The following is a 24,669-nucleotide window of genomic DNA, read 5'->3' as shown; positions in this document are numbered from 1 at the left end:
ACTTCTCGCCATTTTCAGACTGCGGCGTGCGCCAGCACCCCACCGGCCTATCATGAATCCCGAGAGCGTGATGTGACCGCATGTAACAGCCCCACACAGCCGGATCAGGGCACGCGGCGCAAAAACGCAACGTACTCCTGCGAATCCTTTCTGCGCGAGGAACCGGCCATGTACATCGATAGGGTGGTCTGCCGGCAAGCCGCTTTCCAGCCGCGCGGCGCTCATTTGAAGTTCGGACACGTGGCCAAACGCATAGGCATCCTGGTTTTCGAGGGCTTCCCGCTCGGGGATGTGACCTTGCTCGCCGATGTGTTCCGTCTCGCGAACGATGCCTGCGCCGACACGCTTCCTGCCTATTCCATCGTCATGCTTTCCGAGCCTGGCGGCAACGTGGCCAGCGGCTGCGGCCTGCGGATATGGTCCGAGAGCCTGCATGGCCCGCTGCGCAGCGGCTTCGACACACTATTCATCGCCGGCGGCCCCGGTGCGATGGAGGCGCGCGACAACGCGCGGCTCATCACGCGGCTGCAGATGCTCGCACCGAAAGTGCGCATCATTCGCGCACTCGGCGAGGGACGCGCCGTACTCGCCGCCGCCGATGTGCCCTTCCTGCGCACGGGCGGCAATACGGCAAACTCGGCGCAGCGGCTACGCCGGGCGCTGGAAGCGCGCAACGCCGGCGCTTCGGTCGTGACGCCTTCCGAGGCGCTCGTCGCCGCGCTCAAGGTGGTCAAGCGCAATCACGGCGTGGCCTTGGCGCAGCGCGTATCCGAGGACTCGATGCCGGGCTCGTGGGAGCGGCTCGGCCCCATGCTCGACGATGGCGAGTCGGACAGCGCGAACGGCAAGATCAGCTCGGCCGCTCACTGGCTGCGCGAGAACTACCATCAGCCGATCTCGGTTGCCGACGCTGCGCGCGTCGCGCAGATGAGCATGCGAAACTTCCTGCGCCACTTCAAGACGCAAACGGGCCTCACGCCTTCCGAATATCTGCTGCGCACCCGGCTCGATGCCAGTTGCCTTCTGCTCGCGCAAACGAATCTTCCCATCGACGAGATCGCGCAGCGCTGCGGCGTGCCACGCGGCGAGCGTCTCGCGCGGATCTTCCGGCGCAGGCTCTCGATTTCGCCATCGGGGTATCGCGCCGTGAACCGGCGGGCTTCGGGCGAGTAATGCCGGTCGCAATTCGATACATGTTTTACCGTTGCATACGCAAAACGCCGCGCTTTCGCGCGGCGTTTTTTTCATTCGGCGTACTCAGCGTGTAATTTCAGCGTGCCGGGTATGCAACGGTTACAGCATGCCGGAGCCGAAGATCTCCGTGTGGATGCGCGAAGCATCGACGCCGCGGGCAATCAGCGCCTCGCGCTGTTCGCGCATGAACGCCACGGGGCCGCACAGGTAGTAGTCGGCGTCGGGCAGCAGCACATCCGCTTCGATGCGGCCGATATCGATGCGTCCTTCGAAGTCGTAGTCCACGCCCTGGCGGTCGTTTGTACCGACTTCTTCGTAGAACACCGCACGCTTGACGTTCGGGTACTCGGACACCGCGTGACGCAGAAAGTCGCGGAATGCGTGCACCTTCGCGTTACGGCATGCGTGCACGAAAGTCACCTTGCGCTCGCTGCGCTCGGCAATCAGCGTGGAGAGCATCGACTTCATCGGCGTGATGCCCACGCCGCCGCTCATCAGCACGACCGGCGAGGTCTTCTTGCGATCGAGCGTGAACTCGCCCATCGGCGCGCTCACGTGCACCACCGCGCCTTCTTCCACCCCGTCATGCATGATGTTCGACACGTGGCCCGGCTGCGCTTCGCCGCGGCCAGCCTCGCGCTTCACCGAAATGCGCAGCCACTTGCCGTGGGGCGCGTCCGAGAGGCTGTACTGACGCGGCTGGTCCACGCCGAGCTTGTCGACGAAGCGCGTCACGCTCACGTACTGGCCCGGCTCGAAGCCGCCCACGGACGCACCGTCGGCCGGCGCGAGATAGAACGAGGTGATCTCATCGCTTTCGACTTGCTTGCGCATGACCTTGAACGGACGGAAGCCGCTCCACGAAGCGCTTTCGTACAGCTTCGCCTCGGTGCCGATCATGATGTTCGCGAGCTGCTCGTAAGCCACGGCCCAGGCGTCGAGCGTGGGCTGGTCCACGGCGTCGCCGAGCACGTCGACGACCGCGCCGAGCAGGTGGCGGCCGACGATCGGATAGTGCTCCGGACGGATGTTCAGGCTCGCGTGCTTGTGCGCGATGTGCGTGACCGCGCCGCCGAGCGCGCCCAGATTGTCGATGTTCGCCGCGTAGGCGTACACCGCGCGGGCGAGCGTTTCGGGCTGGCTGCCGCTTTGCTGATGCGTCTGGTTGAAGATGTTCTTGAGCTCGGGGTGCGCGGCGAACATCCGCTTGTAGAAATGCTTGGTGATCGTGGCGCCGTGCTCGGCGAAAACGGGCGCAGTGGCCTTCACGCGGGCCATCTGGTCGGCAGTGAGCGCAGTCATTTACGGCTTCTCCGTGGTAAAGATGCACACAAGATACATCTTTAATGCGACAGCCCGACCCAGGCATTTTGTCGCACCCCAGCAATTTCCCGATTGCGCCGGCCGTGAACGCGCGGCGGATGCCCTTGGAGCGCGCTTCGGCGGGGCTTTTGCGGTGCGGGAAACAGTCTCTTTCGGACGATGACGGTGCGGTTGGACGCCAGACACCCACCTTGGACCGCACATCGGCCGGACGGGGCGACACGCGCTCGCGCCTTTTTATGCCTTACGCGCCCTCGCCCTTGCCCGCGCCCCGATCGTGCCGCCAGAGCACGTCGCTACCGCCCGCCGCCCGGTTGAGCACGCGCGCGAGCACGAACAGCAGGTCGGAGAGCCGGTTCACGTAGCGGCGCGGCGTATCGGCGAGCGGCGGGCCCGCGTTCGCCGAGGCGCCCAGTGCGACGACCGCGCGCTCGGCGCGCCGACACACGGTGCGGCACACGTGCGCGAGCGCTGCCGCTCGCGAGCCGCCCGGGAGGATGAATTCCTTGAGCGGCGGCAGCGTGGCGTTGTAGTGCTCGAGCCAGCCATCGAGCCGCGCGAGATGTGCGTCGGTCACGAGCGTGTGGCCCGGCATGCACAGCTCGCCGCCGAGATCGAACAGGTCGTGCTGGATTGCGACGAGCGCCTCGCGCACGTCGTCGGGGAGCGATTCGCACAGCAACACGCCGATCTGCGAATTCAGTTCGTCGACGTCGCCGATCGCGGCGATGCGCGCGTCGTCCTTGCGCACGCGGCTGCCGTCGCCGAGTCCGGTCGAGCCGTCGTCGCCGGTGCGCGTTGCAATCTTGCTCAGGCGATTGCCCATGTCGTGCTCTCCGAAGCTGTAAATTCGCGCAGGTCGCGCATCACCCGCGCCCGGCGCCGTGTCCGGCGCCCATGCCTGCCGGCCCCATTATAGGTTTCGTGCACCGCAGCATAAGGAGCGCGACTTTGCGGCACGGACGTTCAGCGTAAAATGGTCCGAGCCAGAAGTCATTCCCATACGAAGGAGACACCCGCGTGAATCACCCCGCGCCGCCGGCACTCGCACGCCGCCCGTTCCCCACCGAACTCCTCGATCAACTGCGCGGCGCGTTCGGCGAACGCGTCTCCACCTCCGAAGCCGTACGCGCCCATCACGGCCGCGACGAATCGCCCTTCGATCCGCAACTGCCCGACGCCGTGGTGTTCGCGCAGAGCACGGAGGATATCCAGACCATCGTCAAGCTGTGCGCCCGTCATGGCGTGCCGATCATTCCCTACGGCAACGGCTCGTCGCTCGAAGGTCACTTGCTGGCCGTGCAGGGCGGCGTGTCGATCGACCTCTCGCAGATGAACCGCGTGCTCTCGATCAATGCCGAAGATCTCACCGTGACCGTCGAGCCCGGCATCTCGCGCAAGCAGCTCAATGAAGCGCTGCGCGACACGGGCCTGTTCTTCCCGATCGACCCGGGCGCCGATGCGAGCATCGGCGGCATGGCGGCCACGCGCGCCTCGGGCACCAACGCCGTGCGCTACGGCACGATGCGCGAGAACGTGCTCGGCCTGACCGCCGTGCTCGCCGACGGCCGCGTAGTCAAGACCGGCACGCGCGCACGCAAGTCGTCGGCGGGCTACGACCTCACGCGCCTGTTCGTCGGCTCGGAGGGCACGCTCGGCGTGATCACCGAAATCACGGTGCGGCTCTATCCGCAGCCCGAGGCCGTCTCGGCGGCGGTGTGCGCGTTCCCTTCGATGGCGGAGGCCGTGCGCACGGTGATCGAGACGATCCAGATCGGTGTGCCGATCGCGCGCGTGGAATTCATCGACTCGCTCGCGGTGCGCGCGATCAACAAGCATTCGAACCTCTCGCTGCGCGAAAAGCACACGCTCTTCTTCGAGTTTCACGGCACCGAGGCGGGCGTCGCGGAACAGGCGCAGCTCGTGCAGGAGCTTGCCGCGCAGCATGGCGGCGAAGGCTTCGAGTGGGCCACGCGCCCCGAGGACCGCAGCCGCCTGTGGAACGCGCGCCACAACGCCTACTTCGCGATGCTGCAGCTCAAGCCCGGCTGCCGCGCCGTGACGACCGACGTGTGCGTGCCGATCTCGCGCCTCGCCGAATGCGTGATCGAGACGGAAACCGATCTCAAGGCCTCGCCACTGCCCTGCCCGATCGTCGGCCACGTGGGCGACGGCAACTTCCACGTGGCGATCCTGATCGACCCGGACAAGCCCGAGGAAATCGACGAGGCGGAGCGCCTGAATCACCGCATCGTGCAGCGTGCGATCGCGATGGACGGCACCTGCACGGGCGAACACGGTGTGGGCTTGCACAAGATGGATTTCCTCGTCGAAGAGCACGGCGCGGACACCATCGACACGATGCGCGCGATCAAACACGCACTCGATCCGCACAACCTGATGAATCCGGGCAAGATCTTCAGCTGGGCGGTGTAACCGACAAGCGCTGAGAAGCGCACTCAAGCGCAACAGACGGGAGGAGACATGAACGCACCCGAGGCGAACTTGCCCGAGCTGAGCCCGGAAGCGCTCGCGCAACGCCAGCGCGAGGTAGTCCAGGCGTTGATGGCCGTGCTGCCGGCGCATTGCCTGCTGCATCGCGAGGAGGACACCGTCGCCTACGAGTGCGACGGCCTTGCCGCCTACCGGCGGCTGCCGCTCGCCGTGGCGCTGCCGGAAACCGAGTCGCAGGTGCAACGCATCGTGCAGATCTGCCGACGCCTCGACGTGCCGGTCGTGCCGCGCGGCGCGGGCACCGGCCTCTCGGGCGGCGCCATGCCGATCCGGCACGGCATCGTGCTTTCGCTCGCGCGCTTCAAGCGCATTCTCGAAGTCGATCCGTACGCGCGCACGGCCACCGTGCAGCCGGGCGTGCGCAATCTGGCCGTTTCCGAAGCGGCGGCGCCCTTCGGCCTTTACTACGCGCCCGACCCTTCGTCGCAGATCGCCTGCACGATAGGCGGCAACGTTTCGGAGAACTCGGGCGGCGTCCATTGCCTCAAGTACGGCCTCACGGTGCACAACGTGCTGCGCGTGCGCGCCGTGACGATGGACGGCGAGATTGTCGAGTTTGGCTCGCTCGCGCCCGATGCACCGGGCCTCGACCTGCTCGCGGTGATGATCGGCAGCGAAGGCATGTTCGCGATCGTGACCGAAGTGACCGTCAAGCTGATTCCGCGCCCGCAAACCGCGCAAGTCATCATGGCGAGCTTCGACGACGTCGTGAAAGGCGGCGACGCCGTGGCGGGCATCATCGCCTCGGGCATCATTCCCGCGGGCCTCGAAATGATGGACAAGCCGGCCACGCGCGCCGTGGAAGAGTTCGTGAACGCGGGCTACGACCTCGACGCCGCCGCCATCCTGCTGTGCGAAGCCGACGGCACGCCCGAGGAAGTCGCCGACGAGATCGCGCGCACGACCACGGTGCTGCGCGAGCATGGCGCCACGCGCATCCAGATCTCGCGCACCGAGGAAGAACGCCTGCGCTTCTGGTCGGGCCGCAAGAATGCATTTCCGGCCGCGGGCCGCATCTCGCCCGACTACTACTGCATGGACGGCACCGTGCCGCGCCGCGCGATCGGGCCGCTGCTCGCGCGCATCCACGAGATGGAAAAGCAGTATGGACTGCGCTGCATCAACGTCTTCCATGCCGGCGACGGCAACATGCACCCGCTCATTCTCTTCAACGGCAACGACCTCGACGAATGGCACCGCGCCGAGGCTTTCGGCTCTGACATTCTCGAGACATGCGTCGAACTGGGTGGCACCGTGACGGGCGAGCACGGTGTGGGCATCGAGAAGATCAATTCGATGTGCGTGCAATTCTCGCCGCAGGAGCGCGACGCGTTTCATGCGGTAAAACACGCGTTCGACCCGGCCAGGCTGCTCAACCCCGACAAGGGCATTCCCACGCGGGCGCGCTGCGCCGAGTACGGGCGCATGCACGTGCGCGGGAATCTGCTGCCGCACCCCGAGTTGCCACGCTTCTGACAGACGCGCAAACGCGCACCCGGCACCGCGCCGTCTATGCATATCGCGTGACCCGAATGAGGGTCCGCTCCGGGTTGTCAGGCGAGGTTCGCTCAGTACAATCGAACGAACCTTATAACGAACGAGCGCGACCATCACGACATGGAAGAGGACGACATCGTCTCGGACTGGTCCGAACGCATCCGGGCGGCGAGCGCCGATGGGCGGGCGCTGCGCATTCGCGGCGGGGGCACCAAGGACTGGTACGGCCAGTCGCTCGAAGGCGAGATTCTCGACACGCGCGCGCACCGCGGCATCATCGCGTACGACCCGGCCGAACTGGTGATCACGGCGCGTGCCGGCACACCGCTTGCGGAAATCGAAACGGCGCTCGCGGCCCACGGCCAGATGCTCGCATTCGAGCCGCCGCACTTCGGCGCCCAGGCCACCCTGGGCGGCTGCATTGCCGCAGGCATTGCGGGGCCGCGGCGGGCGAGCGCGGGCGCACCGCGCGACTTCGTGCTCGGCGCGGTGCTCATGAACGGCCACGGCGAGGTGCTGCATTTCGGCGGCCAGGTCGTGAAGAACGTGGCGGGCTACGACGTTTCGCGGCTCATGGCGGGCTCGCTCGGCACGCTCGGCCTGCTGCTGGAGCTTTCGGTGAAGGTACTGCCGGCGCCACAAGCGGAAACCACGCTCAAATTCGACATGAACGGCACCGACGCCGTGCGCAAGCTCAACGAATGGGGCGGCCGCCCGCTGCCGATGACGGCGAGCGCCTGGCGCAACGGCACGCTCGCGGTACGCCTCGCGGGCGCGGAAGCCGCGGTGAAGACAGCTCGCGCGAGCCTGGGCGGCGAAGTGGTGGACGCCGTGGAGGCCGAACGCTTCTGGGCGGGCCTGCGCGAGCAGACCGATCCGTTCTTTGCGTCGATCGCGCCCAACGCTGCACTGTGGCGTCTCGCGCTGCCCTCGATCGCGGAGCCCCTGCAACTGCCGGGCGCGCAACTCATGGAATGGGGCGGCGCGCAGCGCTGGTGGATCACGGAAACCGATGCGCAAACGGTGCGGATCAGCGCGAAGCAAGCCGGCGGTCACGCCACGATGTTCCGCACCGGGCGCGACTACGACCGCAGCGCAGGCGTCTTCACGCCTTTGCCCGCGCCGCTCATGAGGATCCATCGCGGCCTGAAGGCCGCCTTCGACCCGGCCCGCATCTTCAATCGCGGCCGGCTGTATTCCGACTTCTGACGACACCCACACGCGGCGATGCAGACGAACCTCGCGGACTTCATACGCAACACCCCCGACGGCGACGAAGCCGACGCGATCCTGCGCAAGTGCGTGCATTGCGGCTTCTGCACCGCGACCTGCCCGACCTATCAGTTGCTCGGCGACGAGCTGGACGGCCCGCGCGGGCGCATCTATCTCATGAAGCAGATGGTGGAAGGCGCGCCGGTCACGAAGAGCACGCTCACGCACCTCGACCGCTGCCTCACGTGCCGCAGTTGCGAGACCACCTGCCCCTCCGGCGTGCAGTATGGGCGCCTCGTGGAAGTGGGCCGCAAGCATGCCGAACAGATGGTGAAGCGGCCGCTGCGCCAGCGCATCATGCGCCGCCTGCTCGCGGGCCTGCTGCCGCGCCGCGCCCTCTTCACGCCGGCCATGCGCCTCGGCCAGCAGGTGCGGCCGCTTTTGCCCAAGCGCCTGCGCGACAAGGTGCCCGTACGCCAGCGCTCGCTCGCGTGGCCCACGGCGAAGCACGCGCGCAAGATGCTGATGCTGCAAGGCTGTGTGCAGCCCTCGATGATGCCCAACATCAACATCGCGACCGCGCGCGTGCTGGACGCGCTGGGCATCGAAACGATCGTCGCGCCGCAATCGGGCTGCTGCGGCGCGATCCGCCTGCATATGGGCTACGCCGACGATGCGCTCGACGACGTGCGCGCGAACATCGACGCCTGGTGGCCCTACATCGAGCAGGGCGCGGAAGCGATCGTGATGAACGCCTCGGGCTGCGGCGCGACGGTGAAGGAATACGCGCACCTGCTGCGCGACGATCCGGCCTATGTGGAGAAAGCGCGCCGCGTGGTCGAGCTCACCCGCGATCTCTCGGAGCTGCTGCCCGCCTTCGAGGAACAGCTCGTGGCCGCGACGAGGCGGCGCAGCATCAAGACGGTAGCCTGGCATCCGCCCTGCACACTTCAGCATGGCCAGCAGTTGCGCGGCGGCGTGGAGAGGCTGCTCACGGCGCTCGGACTCGACGTGCGACTGCCCGCCGACAGCCATCTCTGCTGCGGCTCCGCGGGCACGTATTCGATCATGCAGCCGCGCCTTTCCTACACGCTGCGCAACCAGAAAGTGGACCGGCTGCAGGCGCTGGAGCCGCAATTGATCGTCTCGGCCAACATAGGTTGCATCACGCACCTGCAAAGCGGCACGGCGATTCCGGTCACGCACTGGATTGAGCTGGTCGAACATATGCTGGTGACGAATTGAACCGATCGGGAACGGAACCAGCGTAACGAGACGCACGGCGCGCCAACAGTCGGCCATTCGGTATAGCCTTGCTGGCCAGTGTTTCGCGCCGTGCGCAGTCCGTATAATGGCCGTCGTTCTGTTCGTTTTGGATCCAAAAAGGCGGCGTGCGCCCTTTCATGCGCCGGCCCTCAAGCCCGATGACCGATCTCTCCCACAATCTCGAAGCTGTCCGCGAGCGCATCGCCGCCGCCGCCCGCAACGCCGGCCGCGACCCGCAAAGCGTGGAGCTGCTCGCGGTTTCGAAAACCTTTCCTGCGCAGGACGTGCGCGCCGCTCACGCTGCGGGCCAGCGCGCGTTCGGCGAGAACTACGTGCAGGAATCGGTGGACAAGATCGAAGCGCTCGCCGACTTGCGCGCGAGCATCGAATGGCATTTCATCGGGCCGCTCCAATCGAACAAGACACGCCCCGTAGCCGAGCGTTTCGACTGGGTCCATTCGGTCGATCGTCTGAAGATTGCCGAACGCCTTTCGGCGCAGCGTCCCGCCGGCATGGCGCCGCTCAACGTCTGCCTGCAGGTCAACGTGAGCGGCGAGGCCAGCAAGAGCGGCGTCACCCCGCAAGAAGCGCAGCAGGTCGCGCGCCAGATCGCCGCCCTGCCCAACCTGCGCCTGCGCGGGCTCATGTCGATTCCCGAGCCGGAAACCTCGCTCGAGGCGCAACGCGCGCCGCACCGCCAGCTGCGCGAGCTGTTCGAAGCGCTATGCGCAGAAGGCCTCGCGCTCGACACGCTCTCCATGGGCATGTCGGCCGACCTCGAAGCCGCGGTGCTCGAAGGCGCGACGATCGTGCGTGTCGGCACCGCGATTTTCGGCGCGCGCGACTACTCTCACTGATTCACTGAACGATTCCATCACCATGAAAATTGCCTTCATCGGCGGCGGCAACATGGCCGCCGCACTCATCGGCGGCCTGATCCGCAAGGGCGTTCCCGCCGACAACCTCTACGCGATCGATCCGAACGAGGACGCCCGCAAGCGCAGCGCCGAGCAGTTCGGCGTGCGCACCGGCGCGGCGGCGGACGCCGCGCTCGCTTCGTACGACGCGGTCCTGATCGCCGTGAAGCCGCAAATCGCCAAGGCCGTGGCCGAGGGCATCGCCCCGCACCTGGGCGCCCATCAGGTCGTCATCAGCATCATGGCCGGTATCCGCATCGACGATCTCTCGCGCTGGCTGAACGGCCACGCGCGCGTCGTGCGCACGATGCCGAACACGCCCGCGCTGATCGGCATGGGCGCAACCGGCCTCGTCGCGAGCAGCGGCGTGGACGCCGCGGGCCGCCAGCTCGCCTCGGATGTGCTCGGCGCAGTCGGCCAGACGGTCTGGTTCGACGACGAAGCGAAGATCGACGCGGTCACGGGCATCTCGGGCAGCGGCCCGGCCTACGTGTTCTACTTCATCGAAGCGCTCGAAGAAGCGGCGCGCCAGCTCGGCATGGACGAGCAGCAAGGCCGCGCGCTCGCCATCGCCACGTTCACGGGTGCGGCGCAGCTTGCACTTCAATCGGACGAGCCGCCCGCCGTGCTGCGCGAGCGCGTGACCTCCAAGGGCGGCACGACCGCCGCCGCGCTGGCGTCGTTCGACGCTTCGGGCGTGAAGGCCGCCATCGTCAAGGGCGCGCTCGCGGCCGATGCGCGCGCGAAGGAAATGGGCGAGGAATTCGGCAAGCAGTAAGCGCACCGCCGTCAAGATAGAAAAAGCGCCGGGCGTGTCGTGCACCCGGCGCTTTTTTTTCGTCGATCTGGCCTCAGAGTCCCGCGATGGCGTAATGAGCCGCGATCCCGACGAACAGCGCGCCGCCCAGCCAGTTGTTGTGGCGGAACGCGGCGAAGCACGGCATGCGTTCGCGGTTCTTGATGAGCGTGTAGTGGTAAATGGCGCAGCCCACGGCGGCCGCCCAGCCGAGCCAGTAGAGCCAGCCGAAGCCCAGCGTCACGCCCACCCACACGTAAATGCCGAGCGTGGCCGCATAGCAGAGCATGATCGCGAGCACGTCGAAGCGGCCGAACGTGAGCGCCGAGGTGCGAATGCCGATCTTGATGTCGTCGTCGCGATCGACCATCGCGTATTCGGTGTCGTAGGCCACCGACCAGAACACGTTCGCGGCCAGCATGATCCACGCGAGCGCCGGCACGTGATCCTGCACGGCAGCGAATGCCATGGGGATGCCGAAGCCGAACGCGATGCCCAGATACGCCTGCGGAATCGCGAAAAAGCGCTTGGTGAACGGATACGACGCCGCCACGAACAGCGCCACGACCGAAAGCTGCTTCGTCAGCGCATTGAGCGGCAGGATCAGCAGGAACGACACGAGCGCGAGGCCCGCGGCAATCGCCACCGCTTCCCAGGCACGGATGCGGCCCGACGTGATGGGGCGCTCCGCGGTGCGCTTCACGTGGCGGTCGAAATCGCGGTCGGCGTAGTCGTTGATCGCGCAGCCCGCCGAGCGCATCAGCACGGTGCCGAGCGTGAATATGATCAGCAGCGAGAGGGGCGGATGGCCGTCCGAGGCGATCCACAGCGCGTTGAGCGTCGGCCACAGCAGCAGCAGGCTGCCGATCGGCTTGTCCATGCGGACGAGCCGCAAATAGAGCGGGAGTCGGGCGAACATGATCGGGGCGGGAAAAGCGATGCCGCTATTGTAGGCCAGGGCGGCACGCCGACGCCGCGAGCCGCACCCGCGCAAAAACAAAGGCCCGCCGGACATCCGGCGGGCCTTTCATCGTGCTGATCGTGCTTCAGGTGCAGCGCCCCGGGCGCCGCATCGGCATCAGGCCAGCAGCGAGCGCAGCATCCACGCGGTCTTTTCGTGCGTCTGCATGCGTTGCGTGAGCAGGTCGGCGGTCGGTTCGTCGTTGGCCGCTTCCGTCGCCGGGAAGATCGCGCGCGCGGTGCGCACCACGGCTTCCTGGCCTTCCACCAGCTGGCGGATCATGTCTTCAGCGGCCGGCACCCCGTCCGCTTCGGGAATCGACGAGAGCTTCGCGAATTCCTTGTAGCTGCCCGGCGCATGCACGCCCAGCGCACGAATACGCTCGGCGATGGCGTCGACAGCCAGCGCGAGTTCGTTGTACTGCCCTTCGAACATCAGGTGGAGCGTGTTGAACATCGGCCCCGTGACGTTCCAGTGAAAGTTGTGCGTCTTCAGATACAGCGTGTAGGTGTCCGCGAGCAGGCGCGAGAGACCCTCCGCGATCTTCTTGCGATCCTTGTCGCTGATGCCGATATTCACGTGCTGTACGGTTGCTTTTTTGGCCATGACGACTCCTTGTGTAGCAGTGAGACTACGCGTGCTTGACGATCCGGTTGTGCCCGCCTGCGCCTTAAAAAACTGGCGCGCGAACACTCGATCGGTCGTCAGTGTAGCCTGGAAAGTTCAGAAAGCCCGCTCATCCGACCCTACTGTCCAGCAACGTACCCGGCTCGTTCAGTGCCCTGCCAGGTGCGCGAAGGCCTGCGTGGCGATCGCCACGAAGCCGCTCGCCACGATCGCAAAGCCCACCATCCGGCGCACGATCTGCGTGCCTTGCGCACGCGTGCGCGCCATCGCGGCCGCATTTCCCGGTCCCATGGTCTTGAGGGTCATCGTCATCGTTCGGGTCATGGTCGTGCTCCTGTGGTAATTCCTCGAAGTCCTGCTTCAGGCGCGGCTCGCTGTCTGAACGTGTGACAACAAACCGCGCCCGCGTCCTTACTTCGCCAGCTTCGCGATCGCGTCGATCACGCCTTGCGCATACGCCGGATCGGCGCGGCGGAAGTGCTCGATCTGACGCTCCACGATCTCCGCCGGCACGCCGTCGATGTGTCGCGCGATGTTCGCGAAGAGCCGCTCGCGCTGGCCCGCATCGAACAACCGGAACAGCGCGCCCGGCTGGCTGTAGTAGTCGTCGTCTTCGCGGTGATCGTAGTGATCGACCGCACCGGCCGCGAGCGGCGGCTCACCGGCCTGCGGACGCTGCGCGAAGTCGCCGAAACGGCTTGGTTCGTAGTTCACGTTGCCGCCCAGGTTGCCGTCGGTGCGCATTGCGCCGTCGCGATGGAACGAGTGGAACGGGCAGCGCGGCGCGTTCACCGGAATCTGGTGATGGTTCACGCCGAGGCGATAGCGCTGCGTGTCGCCATACGAGAACAAACGCCCCTGCAACAAGCGATCCGGCGAGAAGCCGATGCCCGGCACCACGTTCGCCGGCGTGAAGGCGGCCTGCTCGACATCGGCGAAATAGTTCTGCGGATTGCGGTTCAGCTCGATCGTGCCGACGTCGATCAGCGGATAGTCCTTGTGCGGCCAGATCTTCGTGATGTCGAACGGGTTGTACGGCACCTTCGCGGCATCGGCCTCGGGCATCACCTGAATGCGGAAATGCCACTTCGGGAAATTGCCCTTCTCGATCTCATTGAAGAGATCGCGCTGCGCCGATTCGCGGTCCTGAGCAATCACCTGCGCGGCTTCGGCATCGCTGTAGTTCTCCACACCCTGCGCCGACTTGAAGTGGAACTTCACGTAGAAACGCTCGTTGTTCGCGTTGATGAACGAGAACGTGTGCGAGCCGAAACCGTGCTGCTGGCGATAGTTCTTCGGAATGCCGCGATCGCTCATGAGGATCGTCACCTGATGCAGCGACTCCGGATGACGCGACCAGAAGTCCCACGCGGCCACGTTGCTGCGCATGTTGGTGCGCGGATCGCGCTTTTGCGTGTGGATGAAGTCCGGGAACTTGAGCGGATCGCGAATGAAGAACACCGGCGTGTTGTTGCCGACGATGTCCCAGTTGCCCTCTTCCGTGTAGAACTTGATCGAGAAGCCGCGCACGTCGCGCTCGGCATCGGCCGCACCGCGCTCGCCCGCCACGGTCGAAAAGCGGATGAAGAGCGGTGTTTCCTTGCCGACTTCGCCGAACACCTTTGCCTTCGTGTAGCGCGAGATGTCGTGCGTGACCTTGAGCGTGCCGAACGCGCCCGAGCCCTTCGCGTGCACGCGGCGCTCGGGAATCACTTCGCGGTCGAAGTGCGCGAGCTTTTCGAGAAGCCACACGTCCTGGAGCATCACCGGGCCGCGCGGACCGGCGGTGAGCGAGTTCTGGTTATCGACGACAGGTGCGCCGGCTGCCGAGGTGAGAGTACGGTCGGTCATGCTGGATTCCTTCCTTGCTTGCGTGTGTTTTCTGGAATTCGGTGAAATCTGCCGTGCGATGGTGAGATGGCGCGAGGCCGTCAGGCGGACAGCGCGCGGTCGACGAGCAGCGAGAACCACACGGTGCGAAGGCCAGAATGGGCGCGTGCCGAGGTGCTGGGGGTGTTCGGGGTCGTGGTTTGCATCGCTTCCTCCAGGGGTTTTCCGGTTGGGATCGGGTAGAGGAAACTTTAGCAACGACTATCGAAATATGTAATTTGATTTATTCAATCTATCGAATAGACGCTGATTATTGGGGTCGCAAGAAACGTAAGGCTGGAGAATGGCGGCGCGGGCGAATGACGCGCCGGAGGGGAAAACGCGCCGCGCAGCCCGAAAGCGCACGGCGCGATAGACGTCAGGCAGCCTCGGCAGGCGCCTCGATCTTCTTCACGCCGGGCAGCTCGCAGGCGTGAATGGCGTCGACGATCGCCTCGATCGCCGGCATGCGCGTGAAGCTCTTGCGCCACGCGAGCACCACGCGGCGGTCCGGCACGGGTTCGTCAAACGGCACATAGGAAAGCAGCCCGGAATCCACGCCGCCCGCGTGCGGCTTCACCTCGGTTACCGACATACGCGGCAGCACGGTAATGCCCACGCCGCTCGCGACCATATGACGAATGGTCTCCAGCGACGAGCCTTCGAACGTCTTCTGGATGCCGTCGGCGTTCTGCGAGAAGCGCATCAGTTCGGGGCACACGCCCAGCACGTGGTCGCGGAAGCAATGACCGCTGCCGAGCAGCAGCATGGTTTCCTGCTTGAGGTCGTCCGGGTCGATCTTCGGGCGCTGCTCCCACGCATGGCCCGAAGGCAGCGCCACGACGAACGGTTCGTCGTACAGCGGCCGCAGCGTGAGGCCGGTTTCGGGGAACGGCAGCGCCATGATCGCCACGTCGATCTCGCCCTGCTTGAGCAGCTCGATGAGCTTGAGCGTGTAGTTCTCCTGCAGCATGAGCGGCATTTGCGGCACGCGCTTGATCATCTGCTTGACGAGCGTGGGCAGCAGGTAGGGCCCGATGGTATAGATCACGCCGAGGCGCAGCGGCCCGACGAGCGGGTCCTTGCCCTGCTTGGCGATTTCCTTGATCGCGAGCGTCTGTTCGAGCACGCGCTGCGCTTGCGTGACGATCTGCTCGCCGATGGGCGTCACGCTCACCTCGCTGGTGCCGCGCTCGAAGATCTGCACGTTCAGTTCGTCTTCGAGCTTCTTGATGGCGACCGAAAGGGTCGGCTGGCTCACGAAGCAGGCTTCCGCAGCCCGTCCGAAGTGGCGCTCTCGAGCTACCGCGACAATGTATTTCAATTCAGTGAGCGTCATTCGGGGACCAATCAAAAAAGGTGAATCAATAGCTTGTAGTTATACACCTATGGCGGTGATTCGCCAATAATCAACACCCCTATGCGGGGCGTGATCAGCGCAAAAGGGTCAGACGGCGTAGGCGCGCGCAGGTTCCGCGTAATGGACTCGCAGTTGGACTATTTAGGCTTTCAGGTACTGCTCGCGGGCGCCGAGCCAGCGGTTCAAATGCTGCGTGACGACGAGCGGAAACTCGTGCAGCAGCCGATCGGCCGCGCCGCGCGCAGGCTCGATGAGCCATGCGTCGGTCTCGAGGTTCGCGAAACGCAGCATCGCCGCGCCAGATTGACGCGCGCCCAGGAATTCGCCGGGGCCGCGAATTTCGAGGTCCTTGCGCGCGATCTCGAAGCCGTCGGTGGTCTCGCGCATGGTTTGCAGGCGTGCGCGCCCCGTGAGCGACAACGGCCCGGTATACAGCAGCACGCACACCGAAGCGGCGCTGCCCCGCCCCACGCGCCCGCGCAACTGGTGCAATTGCGCGAGGCCGAAGCGCTCGGCGTGCTCGATCACCATCAGCGAGGCGTTGGGCACGTCCACGCCCACTTCGATGACCGTCGTCGCTACGAGCAGCTGCACCTCGTTGCGTGAGAACGCATCCATGACGGCGGCCTTGTCCGTGGAAGCGAGGCGGCCGTGCACGAGGCCGACGGTGAGCTCCGGCAGCGCGGCCACGAGCGTTTCGTAAGTCTCGACGGCCGTTTGCAGCTGCAACGTCTCGCTTTCCTCGATCAGCGGACATACCCAGTACACCTGACGACCCGTGAGCGCCGCCGCGCGCACGCGCGCAATCACTTCCTCGCGGCGCGCGTCGGCAACGAGCTTCGTAAGGATCGGCGTGCGGCCGGGCGGCAGCTCGTCGATGGTGGAGACGTCGAGATCCGCGTAGTAGGTCATGGCGAGCGTGCGCGGGATCGGCGTGGCCGACATCATCAGCTGATGCGGCTGGAACTCGCGCTTCGTTTCATCGGGAGACTTCGCGTTCTGCGCCTTGGCGCGCAGCGCGAGCCGCTGCTCGACGCCGAAGCGATGCTGCTCGTCGACGATCACGAGGCCGAGCCGCGCGAATTCCACGGCCTCCTGAATGATCGCGTGCGTGCCGATCACGAGCTGCGCCGTGCCGAGCGCCGCGGCTTCGAGCGCCGCGCGCTTTTCCTTCGCCTTGAGGCTGCCCGCGAGCCACGCCACCTGCACGCCGAGCGGCTCGAGCCAGCCGCGCAGCTTGCGCGCGTGCTGTTCCGCGAGGATTTCGGTGGGCGCCATGAGCGCGGCCTGGTAGCCGGCGTCGATGGCCTGCGCCGCCGCGAGCGCCGCGACCACGGTCTTGCCGCTGCCCACGTCGCCTTGCAGCAGACGCTGCATGGGATGCGGCTGTTCGAGATCGTGCGCGATTTCCGCCACCACGCGCTCCTGCGCGCCGGTGAGCGTGAACGGCAGCGCGCCGCGCAGACGCGCGAGCAGCGTCCCGTCGCTCTTGCGCCCCGCGACATGGCGCGCCATCGCGGGCGCGGCGCGCGTGCGGCGCTCTTCGTGCGCGCGCTTGAGCGACAGTTGCTGCGCGAGCAGTTCCTCGAACTTGATGCGCGTCCACGCGGGATGCGTGCCGTCGATCAGCTCGTGTTCGTCGGCGTTCACGGGCGGGTGGTGGAGCGTCTTCACGGCGTCCATCAAGGGCGGCAGATTCAGCGGCTCCATGAACTCGTGCGCGACCGTATCGGGCAGCAATTCGGGCAGATGCGCACGCGAAAGCGCGTTGTCGATCGCCTTGCGCAGATACGCCTGGCTCACGCCCGCCGTGGACGGATACACGGGCGTGAGCGCCTGCGGCAGCGGCGCGTCGCCCTCCACGACCTTCACCGCCGGATGCACCATCTCCATGCCGAAGAAGCCGCCGCGCACGTCGCCGCGCACGCGCAGGCGCTTGCCGATCGCCATCTGCGCGACCTGCGAGCCGTAGAAGTTCAGGAAGCGTAGATGAAGCTGGTCGCCGTTGTGATCCTCCAGCTTCACGACGAGCTGGCGGCGCGGGCGGTAGGCGATCTCGTTGCCGAACACCACGCCTTCGGTTTGCGCGATGCCGCCCGGCAGCAGTTCGCCGATGGGCGTGAGCGTGGTTTCGTCCTCGTAGCGCATCGGCAGATGCAACACGAGATCGATGTCGCTGCGCAGACCGAGTTTGGCGAGGCGGTCGGCAGTCTTGGTGAGCTTGGGCTTGTCTTTGGCCGCGGCTTTTTCCACGGCTTTTTCTGCGGCCGGGTCCGCGGACTTCTTCGCGGCGCGTTTGCGCGCGGGCGGTGCGGCCCCTTGCGTCGCGTCCGCTTGCCGCTTGCGCTCGCCGTCCTCGGGCGTGCGTGCGTCGTCGGACGCCTCGCTCGCGGACTCGGCTTCGGACATCAATCGGCTAACGGATGGGGGCATGGGCAGCTTCGCAAGTACAATATCGGCTTTCCGGCAAGGCGCGGCGCGAGCAGCGCGACGGCCTCGGCCATCGGGCACGGCGCGCGCATCGCTATCGCGCACGTCCCGCAATCATAGCCTTTCGTCACGCACGATCGGCCATTGCAGCCGCTTTTTGGGGCGCAACCGCTTGACGGTTCGGCTCCGCAAAGCCGCCGCGCGCCGGGCCTCCGGCGCATTTCCGTTACTTCAGGCCGCATGTTCAAGCTTTCCGATTTCGATTTCGACCTCCCCGAGGAACTGATCGCGCAGACCGCCCTGCCCGAGCGCAGCGCGAGCCGTCTGCTGGAGGTCGATAACACGACGCAGTTGCCAGGCCAACCCGCGCGTCTGACCGACCGCCGCTTTTCCGACCTGCCCGCGTGCATCGCGCCGGGCGACTTGCTCGTCTTCAACGATACCAAGGTGCTGAAGGCGCGTTTCTTCGGCCAGAAGGCCAGCGGCGGCAAGATCGAGGTGCTCGTGGAGCGCCTGACCGGCGCGCGCACGGCGCTCGCGCAGATCCGCGCGAGCAAGAGCCCGGGCCCCGGCACGGTGCTGCGCCTCGCCGATGCGTTCGACGTGACGGTGGGCGAGCGCGTCGATCAGTTCTACACGCTGCACTTTCCCGACGACTGCCTCACGCTGATCGAGCAGCACGGCCGTCTGCCGCTGCCGCCCTACATCACGCACGACGCCGACGCGAGCGACGAAACGCGCTATCAAACGGTATTCGCGCAGAATCCGGGCGCGGTGGCCGCGCCCACGGCGGGCCTGCACTTCGACGACGCCCTGCTCGCGCAACTCGACGCGCAAGGCGTCGAGCGCGCCACGCTCACGCTGCACGTGGGCGCGGGCACATTCCAGCCGGTGCGCGTGGAGAACATCGCCGAGCACAAGATGCATAGCGAGTGGTACGACCTGCCGCAATCGCTCGTCGACAAGATCGCGGCTGCGCGTGCGCGCGGCGGCCGTGTGATCGCGGTGGGCACGACCTCGATGCGCGCGCTCGAAGCCGCTGCGCGCGACGCCGACCGCGCAGGCCGCGCGCTCGCGGCAACGCAGGCGGAAACCGATATCTTCATCACGCCTGGCTACCAGTTCCGTGTGGTGGACCGACTCGTGACGAACTTCCACCTGCCGAAGTCCACGCTGCTGATGCTCGTCTCGGCGTTCGCAGGCATCGAAACGATACGCGCGGCGTACCGTCACGCGATTGCCGAACGCTATCGCTTCTTCAGTTACGGCGACGCAATGCTGCTGACTCGAACCGACGACGCGCTCAGCAAGTAACACGCACATTTCCCAAGCCGTCGCGCGACATGAAAAACGCGCGGCGGCGTTTCATCATCTGCGCCGGACTTGCGATCCGGAGTTGGCGCTTTAGCGCTTACTCCGGTCCCATGCAAAGCACGCGATCCGGAGTTGGCGCTTTAGCGCTTACTCCGGTCCCATGCAAAGCACGCGATCCGGAGTTGGCGCTTTAGCGCATACTCCGGTCCCATGCAAAGCACTTTCCGGTAGCACAGGAGTCAACCGCATGACCGACGGTCATCAAAGCAACGCACGCGCCGAACACGGCACGTATCTGGGCGAACGCCCGCAAAACGGCCTCAAATTCGAACTGCTCGGCACCGACGGCCTCGCCCGCCGCGGGCGCGTCACGCTCAATCATGGCGCGGTCGAAACGCCGATCTTCATGCCCGTGGGCACCTACGGCACCGTGAAGGCCACGCAGCCGCGCGAGCTCGAAGAGATGAAGGCGCAGATCATCCTCGGCAACACCTTTCACCTCTGGCTGCGTCCGGGCCTGGAGACGATCGAGGCGCACGGCGGCCTGCATCGCTTCATGGGCTGGAACCGGCCGATCCTCACGGATTCGGGCGGCTTCCAGGTGTTCTCGCTCGGCGACCTGCGCAAGATCTCGGAAGACGGCGTGCGCTTCGCCTCACCCGTGAACGGCGACAAGCTGTTCCTCTCGCCCGAAGTGTCGATGCAGATCCAGAAGGTGCTGAATTCCGACATCGTCATGCAGTTCGACGAGTGCACGCCCTACGCGACCAACGGCGTGCCCACCACGCACAAGGAAGCCGCGGATTCGATGCGCATGTCGATGCGCTGGGCGCAGCGCTCGATCGACGAGTTCAACCGTCTCGGCAACCCGAATGCACTCTTCGGCATCGTGCAGGGCGGCATGTTCGAGGACCTGCGCGACGAATCGCTCGCCGGCCTCTCGCAGATGCCGTTCCACGGCTACGCGATCGGCGGCCTTTCGGTGGGCGAACCGAAGGAAGACATGATGCGCGTGCTCGAACACATCGCGCCGAAGCTGCCCGCCGACAAACCGCATTACCTGATGGGCGTCGGCACGCCGGAAGACCTGGTGGCGGGCGTGGCCTCGGGCGTCGACATGTTCGACTGCGTGATGCCCACGCGCAATGCGCGCAACGGCTGGATCTTCACGCGCTTCGGCGACATCAAGATCCGCAACGCCGTGCACCGCAACTCGCTGCGCCCGCTCGACGAACAATGCGGCTGCTATACCTGCCGCCACTTCACGCGCGGCTACCTGCACCACCTGCACCGCGTGGGCGAGATCCTCGGCGCGCAGCTCAACACGATCCACAATCTGCACTACTACCTGGAGCTGATGAGTGAGATGCGCGCGGCGATCGAGACGAAGACGTTCGCGGCGTTCCGCCAGCGCTTCGCCGAACAGCGCGCACGCGGCGTGGATTGAGAGGGCGTCTCACGACGGCGCGTCACGTGCCGGCCGCGAAACATTACAATTAACTTTCGAGACAATGACGCGGGCAAGGCATGCGGTCCGCCCGAGCCGCCCCGGTTTTCACGCGTACACATGTCGCGTCGGGGCGGGATCCGGGATAAGCACTTGATCGCAAAGCCAATTTTGCGTCATCGTCGCGATGAATGCCGGTGGTAGAATAACCGGCTCGCTTTTTGATCGTAAAAAACGGAGAGACCAACGTGTCGTTCATTTCCAATGCCTTCGCGCAAGGCAGTGCAGCAGGTGGTGCCGAATCGAGCCTCATGAGCTTCCTGCCGCTCATTCTGATGTTCGCCGTGCTGTACTTCATCATGATCCGTCCGCAGATGAAGCGTCAGAAGGAACATCGCAACATGCTCGCGGCCATGGCCAAGGGCGACGAAGTGATCACGAGCGGCGGCATCGTCGGCAAGGTGACCAAGGTCAGCGAAGCCTACGTCGGCGTCGAAATCGCGGATGGCACGGAAATCACCGTGCAGAAGTCGTCGGTCTCGACCATCCTGCCGAAGGGCACGATCAAGTCGCTGTAAAGCTTCACGGTTTCCCCGAGGCCGTTGCCTCCGAAAGAACGGCCTCGCGCATCCGGCCCGCCCTCGCAGCCACTGACCAGCAAACGTCAATGCAGGTACGCCCCGAAGGCAACGCCGGACGCGCACGCAGCGCTTAAGGCCATTCCCCTCCCCCGTTGGGTCAACCAATGAACCGTTATCCCCTCTGGAAATATGTCGTGATGCTGGTGGCGCTCGTCATCGGCTTCGTGTACACATTGCCCAATTTCTTCGGCGAAGCGCCCGCGGTCCAGGTGTCGAGCGGTAAAGCCACCGTCAAGCTCGACTCGGGCACGCTCGCCCAGGTCGAAGCCGCGGTCGCCGCGAACAATATCCGCGCGACCGACGTGACGTTCGACAACTCGACGCTGAACGCGAACATCCGCGTGCGCGTCGCCGACACGGACACGCAGCTGCGCCTGAAAGACGCGCTGAACAAGGCGCTGAACGCCGACCTGAACGACCCGCAGTACATCGTCGCCCTGAACCTGCAGAGCGCCTCGCCGCGCTGGCTCACGTCGCTGCACGCGCTGCCGATGTACCTCGGCCTCGACCTGCGCGGCGGCGTGCACTTCCTGCTCCAGGTCGACATGAACGGCGCGCTCAACAAGAAGCTCGACTCCGACGCTTCGGACGTGCGCACGCTCCTGCGCGACAAGAACATCCGCGACGGCGGCGTGAACCGCGTCAACCAGTCGGTGGTCGTCAATTTCGCCGACGCCGATACGGCCGAGCAGGCGCGCAAGGTCCTCGCGGGCTCGGGCGGCATCACCGAACTGCAGTGGTCCTCGCAGAACAACCCCGAAGGCGGCGTGCAGCTCGTCGGCACGTTCACGCCGGCCGTGAAGACGGCGGTTCAGCAAGCCGCGCTCAAGCAGAACATCCAGACGCTGCACAACCGCGTGAACGAACTCGGCGTGGCCGAGCCCGTGATCCAGCAGCAAGGCGACGACCGTATCGTGGTCGAACTGCCGGGCGTGCAGGACACCGCCAAGGCGAAGGACATCATCGGCCGCACGGCGACGCTCGAAGCACGCCTCGCCGACCCGATGGGCCTGCATCCGGACGTGAACGCGCCGGTGCCGCCGGGCGACGAGCTGTTCACGCAAGGCAACGCCGCGCCGGTGCTGCTGCGCAAGCAGGTGATCTTCACCGGCGACCGCATCATCGACGCCTCGGCGGGCTTCGACGAGCATCAGCGTCCGTCGGTCAACATCCGCCTCGACTCGGCGGGCGGCCGCGCGGTGCGCGCCGTCTCGCGCGACAACATCGGCAAGCCGATGGCGATGGTGCTGTTCGAAAAGGGCAAGGGCGAAGTGCTGACGGTGGCGACCATCCAGTCGGAACTGGGCGACCGCTTCCAGATCACGGGCCAGCCCACGCCGCAGGCCGCCGCCGACCTCGCGCTGCTGCTGCGCGCAGGCTCGCTCGCCGCGCCGATGGACATCATCGAGGAACGCACGGTTGGCCCGAGCCTTGGCGCGGACAACATCCGCAAGGGCTTCGACTCGGTGATCTACGGCTTCGCCGCCATCGCCGTATTCATGATCGCCTACTACATGCTGTTCGGCGCGATCTCGATGATCGGCCTGTCGGTGAACCTGCTGCTGCTCGTGGCCGTGCTCTCCATGCTACAGGCCACGCTCACGCTGCCGGGTATCGCGGCTATTGCGCTGGCGCTCGGTATGGCGATCGACGCGAACGTGCTGATCAACGAGCGCGTGCGCGAAGAACTGCGCAACGGCGCGCCGCCGCAGCTGGCCATCCAGAACGGCTACGCACACGCCTGGGCGACGATTCTCGACTCGAACGTGACCACGCTCATCGCCGGTCTCGCGCTGCTCGCGTTCGGTTCGGGCCCGGTGCGCGGCTTCGCGATCGTGCACTGTATCGGCATTCTCACGTCGATGTTCTCGGCCGTGTTCTTCTCGCGCGGTCTCGTGAACCTCTGGTACGGCGGCAAAAAGAAGCTCAAGTCGCTCGCGGTGGGTCAGGTGTGGCGTCCGGAGCCGGATGAAGGCACGCCCGCGCTCGCCGGCGCCGATGCCGGCACCGACACGGGCCGCGCCGTCGCAGCGACGGCCACGAAGCGTGAGCCGGCCAGGGCCGGCGCCAAAGGCGCCGCGCGCGCCAAGCCGGTCGTGCGCCGCCGCGATGCCCAGGGCGGCACCGGCGGCTCCGGCAACAATACCGGCTCGTCCCGCTGATACGGAGTCAAGACCATGGAATTTTTCCGCATCCGCAAAGACATCCCGTTCATGAAGCACGCGTTGATCTTCAACGCGATCTCGCTCCTGACCTTCATCGCGGCGGTGTTCTTCCTCTTCCACCGCGGCCTGCACCTGTCGATCGAATTCACGGGCGGCACGGTCATCGAAGTGCAGTATCCGCAGGCGGTGCCGCTCGAGCCGTTGCGCGACTCGCTCACCAAGATCGGCTACGGCGACGCCCAGGTGCAGAACTTCGGCACCTCGCGCGACGTGCTGATCCGCCTGCCGCTCAAGCAGGGCCTGAGCTCCGCGCAGCAGAGCGACCAGGTGATGTCCACGCTCAAGGCCGCTGAACCGCAGGTGCAGCTGCAGCGCGTGGAGTTCGTCGGCCCGCAGGTGGGCAAGGAGCTCGCCACCGATGGCCTGCTCGCGCTCGCCTGCGTGGTGGCGGGCATCGTCATCTACCTGTCGTTCCGCTTCGAATGGAAGTACGCCGTGGCCGGCGTGATCGCGAACTTGCACGACGTCGTGATCATTCTGGGCTTCTTCGCGTTCTTCCAGTGGGAGTTCTCGCTCTCGGTGCTCGCGGCGGTGCTCGCCGTGCTCGGCTACTCGGTGAACGAATCGGTCGTTATCTTCGACCGGATTCGCGAGACCTTCCGGCGCGAGCGCAAGATGAGCGTGACCGAAGTCATCAACCACGCCATCACCAGCACGATGTCGCGAACCATCATCACCCACGGCTGTACGCAGATGATGGTGCTCTCGATGTTCTTTTTCGGCGGCCCGACGCTGCACTACTTCGCACTGGCGCTGACGGTGGGTATTCTCTTCGGCATCTACTCGTCGGTGTTCGTCGCGGCGGCGCTCGCGATGTGGCTCGGCGTGAAGCGCGAAGACCTCATCAAGGACAAGAAGGAAAAGTTCGATCCGAACGATCCGAACGCGGGCGCGCAGGTCTAAGCGGCGCACCAGCAAAAAAGCCGGTTCTTGCGAACCGGCTTTTTTTTGGTTCATCGAGGATTACCGGGGAACGCGGCGCGGATCTTGAGGAAGAAGTACTCCTCGTCGCGGTACCCGTAGGCTCTGCGCTTGATGACCTTGATGGTGTTGTTGATCCCTTCGACGACGCTGGT

At 65.8% G+C, this 24,669-nt stretch carries 21 protein-coding genes; 12 read left to right on the top strand and 9 right to left on the bottom strand.

What is annotated here, in order from left to right:
- The first annotated feature begins 168 nt into the window (after positions 1 to 168).
- Positions 169 to 1,173, top strand: a complete 1,005-nt coding sequence (locus tag AB4Y42_RS28705; RefSeq protein ID WP_342919324.1) for a helix-turn-helix domain-containing protein — start codon at positions 169 to 171, stop codon at positions 1,171 to 1,173.
- Positions 1,174 to 1,293: 120 nt separating this feature from the next.
- Here the strand turns inward: AB4Y42_RS28705 and hmpA are convergent, their stop codons facing one another.
- Positions 1,294 to 2,496, bottom strand: coding sequence for an NO-inducible flavohemoprotein (hmpA, locus tag AB4Y42_RS28700; RefSeq protein WP_368696013.1), 1,203 nt, complete (start codon positions 2,494 to 2,496; stop codon positions 1,294 to 1,296).
- Between the two features lie 265 nt (positions 2,497 to 2,761).
- Positions 2,762 to 3,343 (bottom strand): cob(I)yrinic acid a,c-diamide adenosyltransferase, encoded by a 582-nt coding sequence (locus tag AB4Y42_RS28695; RefSeq protein ID WP_368696012.1) that lies wholly within the window; start codon positions 3,341 to 3,343, stop codon positions 2,762 to 2,764.
- 194 nt (positions 3,344 to 3,537) lie between these two features.
- On the opposite strand from AB4Y42_RS28695, the gene AB4Y42_RS28690 reads away from it, so the two are divergent.
- The 6 genes from AB4Y42_RS28690 (at position 3,538) to proC (ending at position 10,701) form a co-directional block, all read left to right on the top strand.
- Positions 3,538 to 4,953, top strand: a complete 1,416-nt coding sequence (locus AB4Y42_RS28690; RefSeq protein ID WP_368690218.1) for an FAD-binding oxidoreductase — start codon at positions 3,538 to 3,540, stop codon at positions 4,951 to 4,953.
- A 48-nt stretch (positions 4,954 to 5,001) separates the two neighbouring features.
- Positions 5,002 to 6,507: an FAD-linked oxidase C-terminal domain-containing protein gene (locus AB4Y42_RS28685; RefSeq protein WP_028201996.1), complete on the top strand. Its 1,506-nt coding sequence runs from the start codon at positions 5,002 to 5,004 to the stop codon at positions 6,505 to 6,507.
- Between the two features lie 141 nt (positions 6,508 to 6,648).
- On the top strand, positions 6,649 to 7,737 hold the full coding sequence (gene glcE, locus AB4Y42_RS28680) for a glycolate oxidase subunit GlcE (protein WP_368690217.1): 1,089 nt from the start codon (positions 6,649 to 6,651) through the stop codon (positions 7,735 to 7,737).
- 18 nt (positions 7,738 to 7,755) lie between these two features.
- The gene (glcF, locus tag AB4Y42_RS28675; protein WP_368696011.1) at positions 7,756 to 8,985 is read left to right on the top strand and encodes a glycolate oxidase subunit GlcF; all 1,230 of its coding nucleotides are present in this window, start codon (positions 7,756 to 7,758) and stop codon (positions 8,983 to 8,985) included.
- Between the two features lie 179 nt (positions 8,986 to 9,164).
- Positions 9,165 to 9,863 (top strand): YggS family pyridoxal phosphate-dependent enzyme, encoded by a 699-nt coding sequence (locus tag AB4Y42_RS28670; protein ID WP_368696010.1) that lies wholly within the window; start codon positions 9,165 to 9,167, stop codon positions 9,861 to 9,863.
- A 22-nt stretch (positions 9,864 to 9,885) separates the two neighbouring features.
- The gene (proC, locus tag AB4Y42_RS28665; protein WP_368696009.1) at positions 9,886 to 10,701 is read left to right on the top strand and encodes a pyrroline-5-carboxylate reductase; all 816 of its coding nucleotides are present in this window, start codon (positions 9,886 to 9,888) and stop codon (positions 10,699 to 10,701) included.
- Positions 10,702 to 10,774: 73 nt separating this feature from the next.
- Here proC and ubiA read toward each other — a convergent pair whose 3' ends face one another.
- The 6 genes from ubiA to recG form a co-directional block, all read right to left on the bottom strand.
- A complete protein-coding gene (gene ubiA, locus AB4Y42_RS28660; RefSeq protein ID WP_368696008.1) occupies positions 10,775 to 11,638 on the bottom strand; it encodes a 4-hydroxybenzoate octaprenyltransferase in 864 nt (287 codons plus the stop codon).
- A 159-nt stretch (positions 11,639 to 11,797) separates the two neighbouring features.
- Positions 11,798 to 12,286, bottom strand: coding sequence for a Dps family protein (locus AB4Y42_RS28655; RefSeq protein WP_091993121.1), 489 nt, complete (start codon positions 12,284 to 12,286; stop codon positions 11,798 to 11,800).
- Positions 12,287 to 12,454: 168 nt separating this feature from the next.
- The gene (locus AB4Y42_RS28650; RefSeq protein WP_368606757.1) at positions 12,455 to 12,631 is read right to left on the bottom strand and encodes a hypothetical protein; all 177 of its coding nucleotides are present in this window, start codon (positions 12,629 to 12,631) and stop codon (positions 12,455 to 12,457) included.
- A gap of 87 nt (positions 12,632 to 12,718) precedes the next feature.
- A complete protein-coding gene (locus AB4Y42_RS28645; RefSeq protein ID WP_368696007.1) occupies positions 12,719 to 14,158 on the bottom strand; it encodes a catalase in 1,440 nt (479 codons plus the stop codon).
- A gap of 397 nt (positions 14,159 to 14,555) precedes the next feature.
- Positions 14,556 to 15,515 (bottom strand): hydrogen peroxide-inducible genes activator, encoded by a 960-nt coding sequence (locus tag AB4Y42_RS28640; protein ID WP_069268466.1) that lies wholly within the window; start codon positions 15,513 to 15,515, stop codon positions 14,556 to 14,558.
- A 162-nt stretch (positions 15,516 to 15,677) separates the two neighbouring features.
- Positions 15,678 to 17,969, bottom strand: coding sequence for an ATP-dependent DNA helicase RecG (gene recG / locus AB4Y42_RS28635; protein WP_368696006.1), 2,292 nt, complete (start codon positions 17,967 to 17,969; stop codon positions 15,678 to 15,680).
- A 237-nt stretch (positions 17,970 to 18,206) separates the two neighbouring features.
- On the opposite strand from recG, the gene queA reads away from it, so the two are divergent.
- From queA to secF, 5 genes are all read left to right on the top strand, one after another.
- Positions 18,207 to 19,280 (top strand): tRNA preQ1(34) S-adenosylmethionine ribosyltransferase-isomerase QueA, encoded by a 1,074-nt coding sequence (gene queA / locus AB4Y42_RS28630; RefSeq protein ID WP_368690210.1) that lies wholly within the window; start codon positions 18,207 to 18,209, stop codon positions 19,278 to 19,280.
- A gap of 247 nt (positions 19,281 to 19,527) precedes the next feature.
- Entirely contained in the window at positions 19,528 to 20,727 is a 1,200-nt protein-coding gene (tgt, locus tag AB4Y42_RS28625) for a tRNA guanosine(34) transglycosylase Tgt (protein ID WP_368690209.1), read from the top strand.
- Between the two features lie 248 nt (positions 20,728 to 20,975).
- Complete coding sequence (gene yajC / locus AB4Y42_RS28620) at positions 20,976 to 21,305, top strand: preprotein translocase subunit YajC (RefSeq protein ID WP_042262488.1); 330 nt, start codon at positions 20,976 to 20,978, stop codon at positions 21,303 to 21,305.
- Between the two features lie 167 nt (positions 21,306 to 21,472).
- Positions 21,473 to 23,530 carry a protein translocase subunit SecD gene (secD, locus tag AB4Y42_RS28615; protein WP_368690208.1) on the top strand — a complete coding sequence of 686 codons (2,058 nt, stop codon included), beginning with the start codon at positions 21,473 to 21,475 and terminating at the stop codon, positions 23,528 to 23,530.
- Positions 23,531 to 23,545: 15 nt separating this feature from the next.
- Positions 23,546 to 24,496 carry a protein translocase subunit SecF gene (gene secF, locus AB4Y42_RS28610; RefSeq protein WP_069268461.1) on the top strand — a complete coding sequence of 317 codons (951 nt, stop codon included), beginning with the start codon at positions 23,546 to 23,548 and terminating at the stop codon, positions 24,494 to 24,496.
- A gap of 50 nt (positions 24,497 to 24,546) precedes the next feature.
- Here the strand turns inward: secF and AB4Y42_RS28605 are convergent.
- On the bottom strand, positions 24,547 to 24,669 hold a 123-nt coding region (locus AB4Y42_RS28605; protein ID WP_143329487.1), incomplete at its 5' end, for a transposase.

The organism is Paraburkholderia sp. EG286B (assembly GCF_040965655.1).
Lineage (GTDB): Bacteria > Pseudomonadota > Gammaproteobacteria > Burkholderiales > Burkholderiaceae > Paraburkholderia.
The sequence above is the reverse complement of the archived record's forward strand: the minus strand, read 5'-3'. Positions and strand labels throughout refer to the sequence as shown.

What these genes read in the sequence shown, in the direction of transcription:
- AB4Y42_RS28705 (WP_342919324.1), top strand. Translation starts at nt 169, where the DNA reads ATGTACATCGATAGGGTGGTCTGCCGGCAAGCCGCTTTCCAGCCGCGC.
- hmpA (WP_368696013.1), bottom strand. Translation starts at nt 2,496, where the DNA reads ATGACTGCGCTCACTGCCGACCAGATGGCCCGCGTGAAGGCCACTGCG.
- AB4Y42_RS28695 (WP_368696012.1), bottom strand. Translation starts at nt 3,343, where the DNA reads ATGGGCAATCGCCTGAGCAAGATTGCAACGCGCACCGGCGACGACGGC.
- AB4Y42_RS28685 (WP_028201996.1), top strand. Translation starts at nt 5,002, where the DNA reads ATGAACGCACCCGAGGCGAACTTGCCCGAGCTGAGCCCGGAAGCGCTC.
- glcE (WP_368690217.1), top strand. Translation starts at nt 6,649, where the DNA reads ATGGAAGAGGACGACATCGTCTCGGACTGGTCCGAACGCATCCGGGCG.
- glcF (WP_368696011.1), top strand. Translation starts at nt 7,756, where the DNA reads ATGCAGACGAACCTCGCGGACTTCATACGCAACACCCCCGACGGCGAC.
- AB4Y42_RS28670 (WP_368696010.1), top strand. Translation starts at nt 9,165, where the DNA reads ATGACCGATCTCTCCCACAATCTCGAAGCTGTCCGCGAGCGCATCGCC.
- proC (WP_368696009.1), top strand. Translation starts at nt 9,886, where the DNA reads ATGAAAATTGCCTTCATCGGCGGCGGCAACATGGCCGCCGCACTCATC.
- ubiA (WP_368696008.1), bottom strand. Translation starts at nt 11,638, where the DNA reads ATGTTCGCCCGACTCCCGCTCTATTTGCGGCTCGTCCGCATGGACAAG.
- AB4Y42_RS28655 (WP_091993121.1), bottom strand. Translation starts at nt 12,286, where the DNA reads ATGGCCAAAAAAGCAACCGTACAGCACGTGAATATCGGCATCAGCGAC.
- AB4Y42_RS28650 (WP_368606757.1), bottom strand. Translation starts at nt 12,631, where the DNA reads ATGACCCGAACGATGACGATGACCCTCAAGACCATGGGACCGGGAAAT.
- AB4Y42_RS28645 (WP_368696007.1), bottom strand. Translation starts at nt 14,158, where the DNA reads ATGACCGACCGTACTCTCACCTCGGCAGCCGGCGCACCTGTCGTCGAT.
- AB4Y42_RS28640 (WP_069268466.1), bottom strand. Translation starts at nt 15,515, where the DNA reads ATGACGCTCACTGAATTGAAATACATTGTCGCGGTAGCTCGAGAGCGC.
- recG (WP_368696006.1), bottom strand. Translation starts at nt 17,969, where the DNA reads ATGCCCCCATCCGTTAGCCGATTGATGTCCGAAGCCGAGTCCGCGAGC.
- queA (WP_368690210.1), top strand. Translation starts at nt 18,207, where the DNA reads ATGTTCAAGCTTTCCGATTTCGATTTCGACCTCCCCGAGGAACTGATC.
- tgt (WP_368690209.1), top strand. Translation starts at nt 19,528, where the DNA reads ATGACCGACGGTCATCAAAGCAACGCACGCGCCGAACACGGCACGTAT.
- secD (WP_368690208.1), top strand. Translation starts at nt 21,473, where the DNA reads ATGAACCGTTATCCCCTCTGGAAATATGTCGTGATGCTGGTGGCGCTC.
- secF (WP_069268461.1), top strand. Translation starts at nt 23,546, where the DNA reads ATGGAATTTTTCCGCATCCGCAAAGACATCCCGTTCATGAAGCACGCG.